The sequence below is a fragment of the Streptomyces sp. NPDC007991 genome (assembly GCF_042958445.1).
Taxonomy (GTDB): Bacteria; Actinomycetota; Actinomycetes; order Streptomycetales; family Streptomycetaceae; genus Streptomyces.
On record NZ_JBIBJD010000022.1, the window covers coordinates 37768 to 50726 of the forward strand.

A 12959-nucleotide genomic window follows, 5' to 3' on the forward strand; every position below is an offset into this window, starting at 1 on the left:
CTGGGGGTTTAGCTGCGGCCGGGGCGGCCGACGACGTCCCACTTGGACTCCGACTTCGCGCCCTTGCGGGGCTTGGCGTTCAGCTTGAGTTCGCGCTGGTGAGCACGCTGAGCGGCCTTGATGGCCTTGCGGAGTTCGGCGGCGACGTTCTTCACCTTGGAGGCGGTCGCCAGGACGGTGTCGTCGACGACGTTCTCGGTGGGCCACGTCTTAGCCATGCGCCGGTAGAGCTTGGTGACGGCGTCGGCGACGACTTCGACGCCTCCGGCGGCTCCGGCGACTTCGGACAGGCAGAGGACCATGTGGCCGCGGTCGAAGCCCTTCATGAGGGTGACGAGCTTCTTGGTGCTGGCGTCGGATGCGGGCACCAGCTTGCCCGAGCCGCTGCCGGCCGCGCCGGATTGTGAGCTGCCGGCGGGGAGGGCGAGGCGCTTCTGCCCGGACGACATGATCGCTGCGCGCAGCTTGGCGGCGTCGAGGGTGCCGGCGGCGTTGCGGATGTTCCAGCGTTCCTCGCCGATGCGGGGTTCCATGACGCGGTAGATGTCCTCGCGGTGCGCCTGGACGAACACGACGATGATCGTGTCTGCCATGCGGGCGGCGGTGAGAGCGGAGACGGCGGCGTTGTTGAGGTGCTTGACGACGGAGGGGTGCAGGGGGGCGGTCTTCTGGAGGGCGGCGGCGGCTTCGCGGACGGCGAGGGACAGGTTGCGGCACAGGGCGGGGATCCCGGCGAGTTCGATGACGTGGTCGGCCATGTCGGCGTCGGCGTCGTTGTGGAGGCCGTTGGCGAGTTGTTCGGCCATGGCGACGAGGAGCCGGTATGCGTGTGATCCCCGCATGTCGATCTGTCGGGCGATCGCGACGCCAGCCGTGCGGGTTCCCGCGGGCTGGGTGGTGGCGACGGGGTAGGTCACGGGGGTGCTCCTTCGCTGTTCGGTGCCGGCTGCGAGTGCGAGCAGCTGGTCCTGGCGGTGCAGTTCGAGGTCGACCTTCTTGGTTTCTTCGCGGATGACCTCGAGTTTCACGATGTGGGGGTCGCCCCAGATGCCGCCGCGTGCGGCTTCTTCCGCGGCTTTCTTGCCGGCCCTGATGGCTTTGCGGCGGGCGGTCTTCTCGCGCCTGGCGCGGACCAGGTCGATCCGGTCGTCAACCGGGTCCGTGCCGCCCGTCGGCCCCGTCGGCCCCGTCGGGCCTTTCGGGTTCTTCGGGTCCAGGCCATCGGGTGCGGACGTCGCGGCAGCGTCGTCGTTGCCCTTGGCCGGCTGGTCCCGCTTCCCCCTGCCGGGCTTGTCCTTGTGGCCACGGCCCTTCCACGGCCGGTCGTCGCTGTACTCGCCGCTGTGGTCCTTCCGGGCCTTCGGATCCTTCGGTGTCTTGTTGGTCTTCGGCGCGTTGGGCCCCTTCGGGCCGGCGCCGGGCGTGTCCTTGCCGTTCTTCCGGCCCAGGCCGTTCTTGTCGGCCTTGTCGCGCTTGGGGCCGTGGCCCTTGCCGTCGTTCTTGCCGCGGTTCTTGAACTTGCCGGCGAGGGATTTGCCGGCCTTGCTGAGCTTGTCGGCGACCGGGTCCTTGACCTTGGGCTTGCGGTTCTTGACGCCGCCTTCGAGGCCTGTTCCGGAGCCGTTGCCGGCCTTGGGAGTCTTTGGCGTCTTGTGCTGGCTGGCGCCCCCCGAGCCGTTGGGCGACCGGTGCCGACCGGCACCGCCGCCGTTGTTTCCGCTGCCCCTGCGGCCGCCGGTGTTGCCGCGTCCTCCGCCTGAGCCGGAGCGGTCGCGGCCAGAACGGTCACGGCCCGAGTTGGATCCTCCGGAACCGTTGTCGCTGGCCCCGCTGTTGGTGTTCTCGTCGTGGTCGCGGCGGCGTGCCCGCCACATCGAGGCGGCGAGCAGGACGGGCAGTGCGGTACCGCCGATGATGGCTCCGATGGGGCCGGCGGCGAGGAATCCGAGGCCGATGGCGGCTGTTTCGCCGCTCACGCTGTGTGAGATCGCCGCGTATCCGTTTCGCAGTGAATTGTCACTGTTGGTCTGGGTGCGGCTCGGGGCGGGGCGGGGCGGGGAAGCGCCGCGAGGCTGCTGAACGACCACGAGGGGGCCCTGTGTGGCGTTGTCGGCCCCGCCCCGCCCCGCCCCGCCGCCCGCAATGTCACTCGCAGTAGCGTCCGGGGAGGTCGCTGAGGGGCTGATCTGGAAGGGGGTAATCGGCTGTGCGCTCACCTCCTGCACTTCCTTTCCGTGAGATCGGGCTGGGTTCGGGTGGGGGGCACGAACGGCTCCTCAGGCGGTCTTCTCGGACTTCGGGTTCTGGGTGTTCTCGTACAGCCGCTGGGCGGTCGCGAGCCGGTCGTAGGCGGTGGTCTGGGTCAGTCCGAAGTCGGCCATCACTTCGGAAAGCGGGTAGGCCTTCGGGTCGTCGGCTTCGACCAGGCGGGCGAGGACCGCTTCGACTTCGGCTTGCTTCTTGGCTCCGCGGCCGCCGAGTGCGGAGACCGAACCCGAAGTCGAACCTGAAGTGGTGCCCGGCTTGGGCGCCGAAGCTGAAGCGGTTCCCGAAGTGGAAGGCGAAGTGGCGGCGGCCTGTGCGGCGATGCGCTGGGCGCGTTCCCGAAGCTCCTTCTCCCGGCGCTGCTGGGCCTCGGCTGCTTCCTGCTCGCGGGCCTGGCGTGCGGCTTCGGCCTGAAGGCGGGCTTCCTCGGCGGAGCGCTGGCGGCGCTTCAGTTCGGCTTCGGCTTCGGCTTCCTGCTGCTCCCGGGCGATCGCTGCGAGCTTCGCTTCGGTTTCGGCTACGAGGATCCGGGCTGCTTCGGCTTCGGCTCGGCGCTTCGCTTCGACTTCGAGTCGAGCTGCTTCGGTGGCCGCTTCGGCTTCGGCTCGGGCGCGCGCTTCGGCGGCTTCGGCTTCGGCTACTTCGGCTCGGCGCTTCGCTTCGGCTTCGGCCTTCCGCAGGTCCTCCTGGTGCTTCGCTTCGGCTTCGGCTTCGGCCTTCGCCCGGGCTTCGGCTTCACGCTTCGCTTCGGCTTCCGCCTGCTTCTGTGCTTCGCGCTGCGGGAGTTCGATGGCGTCCTGGATGCTCATGCCGTCGCGGGCGAGTCGGAGAACGAGGAGCTGTGCGGCGTTGGCCTTGCGGCGCCAGGAGCGGCCGTGCTCCTGGCGGAGCTGCCCGATGTAGATGCGGCGCTCCCGCTCCAGTTGGAGGACGGTGTCCCACTTGCGGATACCCCACAGCCGCTGCCGGCGCCACAGGATGAAGGTGCCGGCCGGGTTGAGGAGCCAGCGGGAGGTGTTGGGGCCTTCGAGGTGCTTGTCCGCGACGATCTCGGCGATGCGGCCGATGGCGTGGCGTGCGGCTTCGACGGCGATGACGAAGAGGACGGGGATGACGCCGTGCATGCCGGTGCCGACGGGGTCGGGCCAGGAGACGACGGCGTTGAAGGCGATGGTGGCGGCGGTGAGGCCCCAGGCGGTGTAGCGCAGGAGGGGGTAGGGGATGCGGCGCCAGGTGAGGAGGAGGTCGAGAGCGAGGAAGGCGATGATGCCGGCGTCGACGGCGATGGGGAACGCGTGGGCGAACTCGCCGAAGCCTTTGAGGGCGGCGAGTTTGGTGACGGCGCTGTAGGAGCCGATGAAGCCGAGGGTGGCGATGATGAGGACGGCGCCGACGACGATGCCGGTGAGAATCTTCTGGGTGCGGGTGAGGGGCTGTGGGGTGGGTGTCCCCGGCGCGGTGGGCGCGAGGGGGCCGTCCTGGTGGGGGCGGTTCGGCTCGTTGCCGGCCGGGGTGGTGGTCACGGGGATCAGGTCCTTTCGGGTCAGGCGTTGTGGTGGATGGCGGGCTCGACGGTGGTGGCGGGGGCCGTGTTGGCGGCGAGCTCCTCCAGGGCTCCGGCGATCCGGTCCAGGGCGGAGGCGATGGCGGCCTTGGCGCGGACATCGGCCTCGCGGAGCTGCTGCTGGTTGGGCTTGTCGCAGCTGCGCATGGGCTTGAGGGCGTCGAGGGTCTGGGCGACGAGGTCGGTGGTGTCCATGGGGGTCCTTCCGGTTCAGGCGGCGGGGGTGAGGTCGGCCGGGGCGGCGGTCTGCGCGGTCTTGGTGCGGCGGGCGTGGATGAAGCGGTAGGCGGGGAGGGCGTCGTTCTCGGCGAGGACGAGTTCGGCTTCGAAGTCGGCGCTGGTCCAGGTGCTGGAGTCGTTGCCGTGGGCTTGGGCGAACTCGTGTCCGGTCATCAGCTGCTCCTTTGCGGCTGGTCGATGCGGCCTCCGGCGAGGCCAGAGGGGGTGGGGCCCGGCCGCTGGGGCGGCGGCACGGGCCCTGGTCGGGGGGCTACTTGGGGCGGTTCTGGGACTGCTTGTTGGCCTTGTCGACCTTCTTCGACAGCTCCTTTCGCTGTTCGTCGGTGAGGCACTTCACGGCGGGCACCTCCTTCCGCGGGTCGAGGGCGGCGTTGGCTTCGGCGGCCGGGGTGCGCAGGTCGGGGTCGGTGAGTTCGTGGGCGGTGGTTTTGCCGTGCTGTCGGGCTTCCTCCTGCTGGTCGAAGGGCAGGGTGCGCAGTGCGGGGTTGGTGTCGGCGTTGAACAGGCGGGCGGTGAGGAGTGCGGCGGCTGCGGTGACATCCAGGGCGTCGGGGTCTCCGGTCAGGGCGACTGCGAGCACCTGGGTGGTGGTGATGGTGTGGCGCCGGTGGGCGAGGTTGCGGAATGCGGTGACGATGAGGTCAATGTCGGGGTCGCCGAGGTCGGCGAGCCGGTCGAGGATGTCGCCGAGTTCGGTGCCGTCAACGGACGGGACGGCGTTGCCTTCGGTGTGGACGTGGTGGCCGGCCATCAGAGTTCGCCACCGAGGAGGTGCTCGAAGCCGTGGACGACGTCGTCGATGTCGTCTTCGGTGAGGTCGTCCTCCGCGAGGGGCAGCGGCGCGGCCGCCTCCTCAAGGGCCTGCCGTTCACCGATCGCGAGGGAGGCGTCGACGAGGTTCTCGATGTCCTTCTTGGACAGCCACACGTCTTCGACGTAGCGGCCGGAGGGAAGGCGCAGGGTGACCATGAGGGCGCGGTCGGTGTCGGGGCCGAGGTTCTTCAGGCCGTGGGCGAGCTCGATCGCGGCGAGTTCTTCGGGCGTGTGCTGGGGCTGCTCGCTCATGCCGCACCCCCCACCAGGCGCAGGTGCGACTTGCTGGTGGGCGCGGGGGCCGGGGCGGTGTCGCGGGCCCTGTCCGCCTTGTGGTGCGCGTGCTGGGCGAGGTCCCACAGGTTCGTCACGTCGATGTCGACGTCCTGGAGGTGCTTGCCGTCGGCGATGCGGGTCATCGTGATGCGGATGGTGGGGCCGTCCGGGTGCGGCAGCGCGGCCGTCATGTCGGTTACGGCGGAGACGAACCGGGCGGCGTTGGCGCCGGAGAGCATCTGCTGGGCGAGAGCCTGCTGATCCATCAGACCGTCACCGCCTTGACGACGAACGTGTCGGTGGCGAGGTCCATGACGACGGTGGCGGGGATGCCATCGGCGCGGCGCGCGGCCGCGAACTCCTCCGCCGGCCACGACCCACGAGGGGCGCCAGCAGGGAACGTCTCAAGGACGGTGGAGTCAGACACCGGGTGGACGTTGTCCACGGGGCGCGGTGCCATAGATACGGGTGCTGTGCGATCCTTCATGGGGATCGTGCCTCCTGTTGTGGCAGGTAGGGCGGTTCCTAGTCCTTCGTGGTGTTGCGAGCACCGCTTGGGACGCGCGGCCCCGGTCCGGCTTATGTCGGCCGGGGTCGTGTTCGTTGTGCTGAAACTAGAGTCCATCACCTGGTGGACTTTGTCAACAGGGTTGGGCCATACTGAGGGAGCGACATTGGCGAACGAGAGAAAGAAGGAGGGTCCACCGTTGGTGACCATCCCGCAGATCGCAGAGCGCTGCGGCCTGAGCCGCCAGCGCGTACACCGCATCGCCCGATCGGACCCGAAGTTCCCGAAGCCAGTCTTCGTGGAGGGTTCGACGCGCCCGAAGTACCCGACCGAGAAGGTCGACGAGTACTTCGACACGCGGGTCCTCCAGCCGGGCCGGCGCACCGACTTGGAGGAGAAGCGACAAGCGGAAGAGTCGGGTGAGTGATCGAAAGCCAAGATCCCCATTCACCCCCCACTCGAAGTCCAGGCGGACGAGGAGACTCCCGCCCGACAGAGGACTACAGTAATGCTCTACTGAGTGCTCTACCAACACACTCTCGAGACAGAAAGGGGCGAGTGCATGAGCAGTAGGACCGGATATGCGGAGATCGCCACATACTTCCGTCAGCAGATCGCCGACGGCACGCTCGCTCCTGGCGATCGCCTGCCGTCCCAGCGGGAGGTGCAGGAGCAGTTCGGCGCGTCCATCACGACCGTCAACCGGGCCTTCCAGATCCTGAAGGCCGATGGACTGACGGTAAGCACCGTGGGCCAGGGCACCAAAGTCGCCGACCGACCCAACGTCGCGGCTACCGGAGCGGCGCGGCTACGCCGAATTTCGAGGACTGGCCTGCCGTACGGGCCCAAGGAGAAGTCCATCAAGCACACTGCGGCCATGCGGTCGTGCGCGGACCCCGACATCGCCGCATCGCTGGGTGTTGATCTGCACGACGAGATCGTGCTGCGCACTCGGGTGTTCACGCGTCGGGACGTGCCGACCATCGCTGCGTTCTCCTGCATCCATCCACGGGCCCTGGACGCAGTGCCGGAGCTCATGAGTGGCGAACCTATGGGCCGCTTCTGGCAGGAGATCTACACAGAGCGCACTGACCGAGTCGTGACGAAGCTGCCGGAGCGACGCGGGGCACGCTTCGCATCGACCAACGAGCTTGAGTTGCTGCAAGTCGACGCTCCCCCTCAGGCCGCTGTTCCGGTTCTCGTCCTGGTGAACGTCTTCCATGACGAGGATGGGCCGCTGGAGTACTGGGAGGACATCTACGCGCCTGGCCTGTGGCAGGTCGATGAGGAGTAACCAGGGCTCGGCGGGGACGTTCCCCCTGGTGCCCGGAGAGGAGTTCGGAACGATGCGTAACCCGCCGTGAGAGGCGGGCGGCCGGCCGGTCACCACAACCCGCCGACCGCCCTTGATGGCCGCTGTCCTGCGAAGACATGCGCGGCCCGCACAGACCACCGTTAGAGGAAGGACCTGTACGTGTCGAGCCTAGCGAGAACTTCGAGAACATCGAAGTTCGATGGTCGCAGGGGTGCCCTGTGACTCGAAATGATCCCCCCTTTGTCACCTTCACCACGGGCGCGCAGCTCCTCATCACGGCTGGCCTGGTCGAGAGCATCACCCCAGACGGCCTCAGGTACATCGCCCGAACCGCCGAAGACTGGCCGTTCGGCGACGAGCCGGGCAGGCATCCCTACATCAAGGTCGGCAACGCCCGAACCATGGAGACGGGTGTCTTTCTGGCCTACTTCAAGGCCGGGCCGACTCGCGGTGGCCGTGGCCCCAATCAGGGGGAACGGAAGCGGAGCAAAGCGGAAGAATGATCTCGTTCCCGGCCACCTGTGTCGCAGCCACGGGCCCGGAAACGCGGAACGGCCAGCAGGAGTCGCAGTACCCCTGCCGGCCGTGTCCACAGCAATACCCGCGGAGGCCAATCCGCTGGGTCATGAGTCCTACGCGCGAGAGCAGGTATCTCGGTGTTGAGAGTACCCGGTACTAAGGCAAGGCTGGCAAGTAGCCCCCACATGATCCTCCACACGGTGGAGGGATCCCGGTGAGCTACCAGGGGCAAACGTGGGTCGATGAGGTCGCGTTTCCTAACCTGGAGAAGACCGGCGAACTGATCATCATGCTGCGTGTAGCCAACCACGCGGGCAATGGCCCGAGGAAGATGAGCGGCTGTTTCGCGCGATCCGAGGTCCTGGCAAAGGAGTGCATCATGTCGCCGCGCGCCGCGCAGGCGCACCTGCGGGAGCTGGCCCGTCGCGGGCTGATCATCCCCGGCGATCCAAAGCTGGTCGAGCATATCCGTCCAGACCGGAGGCCTCCGGTCTGGGACCTCGCCGGCGCACACGAGCCGGGCTGCCCCGGCGGTCACGACATCGACGGCGAGTGCCAGCCCTCCGGAACGGGTAGCAAAATCTGCCACCCGTCAGATCAGACACAAACCCGCAGGTCAGCGGGTAGCAGAAATGACCACCCGTCCGCCAGCAAGCCCGCCACGGGTAGCAAAAATCGACGGGCACGGGTAGCAAAATCTGCCACCATAAAGTCTTCTAAGGAATTGAAAGAGTTCTCTCCTCTCCCGGGTGCCTCGCCGTCCTCGGCTGCACCAGGGACCTCTGCTGGCGCTGGAGAGAGAGAAGCGGCAGAGCCGAAGAACGACACCCCTCCCCTTCCGGGCGCTTCCAGTGGAACCAGCGACGGAGACAAGGTCGTCGATGCGTACATCGCCGCCTACATGGATACCGCTGGCCTACCGCCGCGGCCGGATGCGGTTCGGTCGGTGCGCGCGGCGGCTGATGGTCTGCTGTCTGTGGGGCGGTCCGTAGGCAATCTGTGCACCTTGGCCGCCGAGTTGGGCGCTAAGGGCTGGACGGACCTGGTGAAACACGCGCAGATGAACCCTGAGGCTGCAATGCGTGCTGCTTCAGTCGGCAAGCCGTGGTGCGGCGAGTGCAATGACGGCCGTGAGCCGATGTCCCCGGCGCAGCGGATGGTGGAGACCGACACCGGGATGGCCCGCTGCCACTGCCACCCCGGGTACGTGCCCGCGCAGCCGACCCGCGTCTGAGCCACATACCAAAACGGCGGCAGGGGAGCCCGTAGCAAGGCCCCTGCCGCCGTGTGACCCCCTGAACGGAGATCTATTCATGAGCGTACCCGCGCAGGCCCGCAGCGGCGACGACAGCGACTTTGAGCGGCAGCCGCTCCACGACCTGGAAGCCGAACAGTGTGTCCTCGGCGGGATGCTGCTGTCCGCTGATGCCATCGCCGACGTGATCGCCATCCTGAAGGCAGAGCAGTTCGCCGCCCCTAAGCACGAGACGATCTTCCGGGCGATCCTCGGCGTTTACACCGACGGCAACCCCGCCGACCCGATCACCGTCACCGCCGAGCTGACCAAGCACGGCGAACTCGCCAGAATCGGCGGCGCACCCTACCTGCATGCCCTCGTACAGACCGTGCCCACCGCGGCGAACGCCGCTTACTATGCGGATATCGTCCACGAGAAGGCCGTCCTGCGCGGTCTGCACCGGGCCGGCACGGAGATTGCCGCCATGGCCACCGCGCAGGAAGGCGAACTGGCCGACATCTGCAACGCCGCCCAAACCGCCGTCTACACCGCCACCGAGGTCTCCCACGCCGATGAGGAAGACGTCCCCCTCGGCGACGTTATGGAGGGCATGCTCGACGAGATCGACGCCAACCAGAACCGCAAGGACGAAATCACCGGCGTCCCCACCGGGCTTCGCGACCTGGACTCCCTCACCAACGGGCTTCAGCCCGGCCAGCTCATCGTCATCGCCGCCCGCCCCGCCATGGGAAAGTCCACCCTGGCCGTCGACTTTGCCCGCTGCTGCTCCATCAAGCACAACCGCACCAGCCAGATCTTCTCCCTGGAGATGGGCCGCAACGAACTCGCCATGCGCATCAACTCCGCCGAAGCCCGCGTCGGTCTGCACCACATGCGCAACGGCACCATGACCGACGACGACTGGACCCGCCTCGCCCGCCGCATGCCCGACATCCAGGCCGCGCCCCTGTACATCGACGACTCCCCCAACATCACCCTGAACCACATCCGATCCCGGGCCCGGAAGCGCAAGGCGAAGAACGGCCTGGACCTGATCGTCGTGGACTACATCCAGCTCATGGAGTCGGACACGCGGTCCGAGAACCGGCAGCAGGAAGTATCGAAGATCTCCCGCAACCTGAAGCTCCTCGCCAAGGAGCTGGAGGTGCCCGTGATCGCCCTTTCGCAGCTGAACCGCGGACCTGAGCAGCGCACCGACAAGAAGCCCGTCATCTCCGACTTGCGGGAGTCCGGCGCGATTGAGCAGGACGCCGACATGGTGATCCTGCTGCACCGGGAGGACGCCTACGAGAAGGAGTCTCCTCGGGCTGGCGAAGCTGATCTGATCGTGGCGAAGCACCGCAACGGTCCGACCGCCACGATCACTGCGGCGTTCCAGGGGCACTACTCCCGGTTTGTCGACATGGCGCAGACCTGATCCGCTGCGCACGGCGCCCCTGGACCCACCGGTCTGGGGGCGTTGTCGGGACATCCGGCGGGGAACGCGGGATACTGGGCGCATGGGCGAGCAGGCCATGGCCTTCACGGAGCCGCACGGCTGGTCACCGCAACGGTGGCGGCGCTGGCTGTGCCGGCACTGCTATGCGCCCCGGGCACTGCACCCCCGGGCGGAACGGGTGCGAAACCGGCCGATTGGTGATCACCGGTACCTGAGCAGGAGCGCGCCGCACTTCGACGAGGGCTGGTAGTACGCGGCGCCGCGTACTACTCGCCGGTACGCACTATCTGATGCCGCCGCCGTTTCATCGGTCCCGACGTATGCATTGCGGTGCCATGTCCAGCGTCGTCACTCAGCACCTGGACGCGGCGCCGTCAGCATCACTTCCCGCGCCCGTTTCACGAACAAGCGGCGCTGGTCATCGCTTCGCTCCAGAACCCGCCGGTACGCCACCCAGCTGGGCCCATCGCTGTCGAAGCCCCGCCACAGGACATCCCGCAAATCAGTGAGCACCTTGTTCAGGGCCACAGCAGCAGCCTCAACCTCCGTTGTTCCGAGGATCGTCACTCGCTCCAAGAAGGGCCGCAGCCGACTGATCGGCCGAGTCACGGCCTCGTCGAACTGTGCGTAGTACGGCTCCGGATCCGCGTTGGGAGGGACCCGAAACCAGGCTTCGGGCTGATGTTCGAACTGCTCAAAGTCAGCCAGGGCCTGCTCCCATGCCTCCAGGAACTTGATGTAGGCCTCCTGCCGTTGGCCACGCAGCCATTGGCCGTGCTCGACCGCGGCCTGGTCGACTGTCTGCCGGCGGCCGACGACGATGCCGGCGAAGACGCCCGTGATGCCGAAGAAGCCGGCGGCTATGGCGGCGACGATGGCCGCCCATCCCTGGTCCATGCGGTCATCCTGCCGTGCGCGTGCTGGGCGCTACGGCTGCCCGGCGTCCTCGAGGAGCTTCTCCGGGTCGACCTTGCCGTCATGCGGTGGCCGTTACGCCGCACTCCCGCGGTGTCCGGCCTCGTCCGGATCCCCCAACGGCCGCGTCAGCCCGTCATCGTCTGCTGGTCGGCGGCCACGTTCGGTCTCGTCCCGTTCGTAGTGGTGCCAGCACTCCTCGCATCGCACCCCGTCCACCAGCGTCTCGGTTTCTCCGTTCGGACAGTCGGTTCCATCGCCCCGGCCCGCGCACGCCTGCTCTGCGGTGTCCCCCATGGGTGGACCGTGCGTCACGCCGCGCGGACCCGGGAGAGGGGCTGGAGGGGCGCACAGGCGCTCAGGGCAGGCATGGTGCCCCGGGACCCGCCAACCGCCCCACCAGCGCTCCGCAGCCTGGAAGACTGGCCCGGCTGCCGACAACGCCCGAAAGGCCCCCCATGCCCCAATGGAACGACCAGCTCCTCGTGTACGTGGACGACCAATACGACCAGGAGTACGCAGACGACCGCATCTCCCGGTACGGGGCCTACCTACGGCAACGCCCCGACGAGTTCCGCGACGGCTGGTCCGACGAACCAGCGCCGATCGAAACTCCGGAAGAGTTCGCCGTCCACGCATGGCGAGTCGCAACCCCGCCAGTCATGGCCCCCGGGTACGTACGCGTACGCCCCGACCTGCGCCGAGTCACCCTGCACCGCGACGAAGACGACGGCTCCCTGTACGCCGAAATCCACATCCCCCTGCGGCACCACCACATTGGTAGCGGACCCAAGAGGTTCCCGTACGCGTGGCAGGACTGGGATACGGAGACCGCCCTCGCCGGCGACCGATACCTGACCCACCTCGAACCCCGCACCATCCGGCAGACTGCGGTCCTGACGTCGACGGTTGTACGGGTGTCCGGCCGCGAATGGCCGCACCTGATCACGCCCACCGCGTATGAGGGGCGCACGCTTCTGGATGAGGCTCGGCAAGCCGTGTTCACCGTGGCGCAGCACATCAACGACGACGCCGGCCCTATCGTGGCCCGGATCCTGGCCGAGTAACCACAGGGGAACGTGCCCGGCCTGAGCCGAGACACTGGCAGGGCGGCCCGGGTACGTGAGGTTGCTCCCTAAAGCGCCCCCACGACCCCACGGAAGACCGGGTGAGGGGAAACGCTGGTTGAGACCCTCGGGGCGGTCCGCCCGGGGGTTTCTTCATGCCCGGATCCGGGTGACGCATCCCGCACTACGCATTGCGGGGCCATGTCTATGACGGTATGGTGGACGGGTATTCACCCCCACCATCCACGCCGGGGGAACGCCCTGCCCGAAACACGGCAGGCTGCCACTACGCCCCAACACCCGGGAGCCGCCCCCGCCATGACCACACAGACCCTGTACCGGTTCCTATGCGACGGACCCCGCTGCAAAACCACCGAACTCGGCGAAGACCGGAAAGACGCGCCCGACGGATGGCGGATCATCAAGTCCACCGATCACATCCCCGTCCCACCCCCGAGGCCCCCCTACACCCGGCGGCAGCCACGCACCCTGTCCTACCCCGAACAGTGCCGCGGCTCCTTCACCCTCCACCTCTGCCCCCACCACACCACCGCCTTCGACGCCCACCACCCGCGCACCGACGGCGTGTACACCCGCCCTGGCAGAGACGGGCAGGCGTACGTGTCCTGCTCCTGCGGGGTCATGCGGACGGTTCTGTGCGGGACCGGATGGCGGATCGCCTCCGCCGACATGACGGGACCGGCCGCCTACACGGAGAAGGCGTGGTGGCTGCACCTGCCGACCGAACTCCAGTGGTACGCCCAGCCGAAGGAGGCCTGAC

16 protein-coding genes are annotated in these 12959 nt (G+C 68.0%); 7 read left to right on the plus strand and 9 right to left on the minus strand.

Translation table 11 applies throughout. From position 1 onward, the window contains the following. Positions 1 to 8: 8 nt before the first annotated feature. The 8 genes from ACFZDA_RS39625 to ACFZDA_RS39660 form a co-directional block, all read right to left on the minus strand. Positions 9 to 1976, minus strand: a complete 1968-nt coding sequence (locus tag ACFZDA_RS39625; protein WP_391091072.1) for a hypothetical protein — start codon at positions 1974 to 1976, stop codon at positions 9 to 11. A 300-nt stretch (positions 1977 to 2276) separates the two neighbouring features. Beyond that, the gene (locus ACFZDA_RS39630; protein WP_391091074.1) at positions 2277 to 3788 is read right to left on the minus strand and encodes a DUF2637 domain-containing protein; all 1512 of its coding nucleotides are present in this window, start codon (positions 3786 to 3788) and stop codon (positions 2277 to 2279) included. Positions 3789 to 3808: 20 nt separating this feature from the next. Next, positions 3809 to 4024: a hypothetical protein gene (locus ACFZDA_RS39635; RefSeq protein WP_391091076.1), complete on the minus strand. Its 216-nt coding sequence runs from the start codon at positions 4022 to 4024 to the stop codon at positions 3809 to 3811. 15 nt (positions 4025 to 4039) lie between these two features. Continuing rightward, complete coding sequence (locus tag ACFZDA_RS39640; protein ID WP_391091078.1) at positions 4040 to 4222, minus strand: hypothetical protein; 183 nt, start codon at positions 4220 to 4222, stop codon at positions 4040 to 4042. A 97-nt stretch (positions 4223 to 4319) separates the two neighbouring features. Next, a complete protein-coding gene (locus ACFZDA_RS39645; RefSeq protein ID WP_391091080.1) occupies positions 4320 to 4820 on the minus strand; it encodes a hypothetical protein in 501 nt (166 codons plus the stop codon). Beyond that, entirely contained in the window at positions 4820 to 5134 is a 315-nt protein-coding gene (locus ACFZDA_RS39650) for a hypothetical protein (RefSeq protein ID WP_391091082.1), read from the minus strand. The genes ACFZDA_RS39645 and ACFZDA_RS39650 overlap by 1 nt, the downstream gene beginning before the upstream one ends. Then, positions 5131 to 5424, minus strand: coding sequence for a hypothetical protein (locus tag ACFZDA_RS39655; RefSeq protein WP_391091084.1), 294 nt, complete (start codon positions 5422 to 5424; stop codon positions 5131 to 5133). Before ACFZDA_RS39655 ends, ACFZDA_RS39650 begins: the two co-directional genes overlap by 4 nt. After that, on the minus strand, positions 5424 to 5585 hold the full coding sequence (locus tag ACFZDA_RS39660; protein ID WP_391091085.1) for a hypothetical protein: 162 nt from the start codon (positions 5583 to 5585) through the stop codon (positions 5424 to 5426). The genes ACFZDA_RS39655 and ACFZDA_RS39660 overlap by 1 nt, the downstream gene beginning before the upstream one ends. Positions 5586 to 5868: 283 nt before the next feature. On the opposite strand from ACFZDA_RS39660, the gene ACFZDA_RS39665 reads away from it, so the two are divergent. The 5 genes from ACFZDA_RS39665 to dnaB all read left to right on the plus strand — a co-directional run bounded on the left by ACFZDA_RS39665 (position 5869) and on the right by dnaB (position 10175). Then, entirely contained in the window at positions 5869 to 6093 is a 225-nt protein-coding gene (locus tag ACFZDA_RS39665) for a hypothetical protein (protein ID WP_391091087.1), read from the plus strand. Between the two features lie 135 nt (positions 6094 to 6228). Continuing rightward, positions 6229 to 6960, plus strand: a complete 732-nt coding sequence (locus ACFZDA_RS39670; protein WP_391091089.1) for a GntR family transcriptional regulator — start codon at positions 6229 to 6231, stop codon at positions 6958 to 6960. A gap of 239 nt (positions 6961 to 7199) precedes the next feature. After that, complete coding sequence (locus ACFZDA_RS39675; RefSeq protein ID WP_391091091.1) at positions 7200 to 7484, plus strand: hypothetical protein; 285 nt, start codon at positions 7200 to 7202, stop codon at positions 7482 to 7484. A gap of 230 nt (positions 7485 to 7714) precedes the next feature. Next, positions 7715 to 8734 carry a hypothetical protein gene (locus ACFZDA_RS39680; protein WP_391091093.1) on the plus strand — a complete coding sequence of 340 codons (1020 nt, stop codon included), beginning with the start codon at positions 7715 to 7717 and terminating at the stop codon, positions 8732 to 8734. Positions 8735 to 8777: 43 nt separating this feature from the next. After that, the gene (gene dnaB / locus ACFZDA_RS39685) at positions 8778 to 10175 is read left to right on the plus strand and encodes a replicative DNA helicase (RefSeq protein WP_391091228.1); all 1398 of its coding nucleotides are present in this window, start codon (positions 8778 to 8780) and stop codon (positions 10173 to 10175) included. 369 nt (positions 10176 to 10544) lie between these two features. Here the strand turns inward: dnaB and ACFZDA_RS39690 are convergent, their stop codons facing one another. Next, the gene (locus ACFZDA_RS39690; RefSeq protein WP_391091095.1) at positions 10545 to 11093 is read right to left on the minus strand and encodes a hypothetical protein; all 549 of its coding nucleotides are present in this window, start codon (positions 11091 to 11093) and stop codon (positions 10545 to 10547) included. A 476-nt stretch (positions 11094 to 11569) separates the two neighbouring features. Here ACFZDA_RS39690 and ACFZDA_RS39695 point away from each other — a divergent pair, with 476 nt between their 5' ends. Both ACFZDA_RS39695 and ACFZDA_RS39700 read left to right on the plus strand, forming a co-directional pair. Then, positions 11570 to 12178, plus strand: a complete 609-nt coding sequence (locus tag ACFZDA_RS39695) for a hypothetical protein (protein ID WP_391091097.1) — start codon at positions 11570 to 11572, stop codon at positions 12176 to 12178. A 318-nt stretch (positions 12179 to 12496) separates the two neighbouring features. After that, positions 12497 to 12958, plus strand: a complete 462-nt coding sequence (locus ACFZDA_RS39700) for a hypothetical protein (RefSeq protein ID WP_391091099.1) — start codon at positions 12497 to 12499, stop codon at positions 12956 to 12958. Position 12959 lies beyond the last annotated feature (1 nt).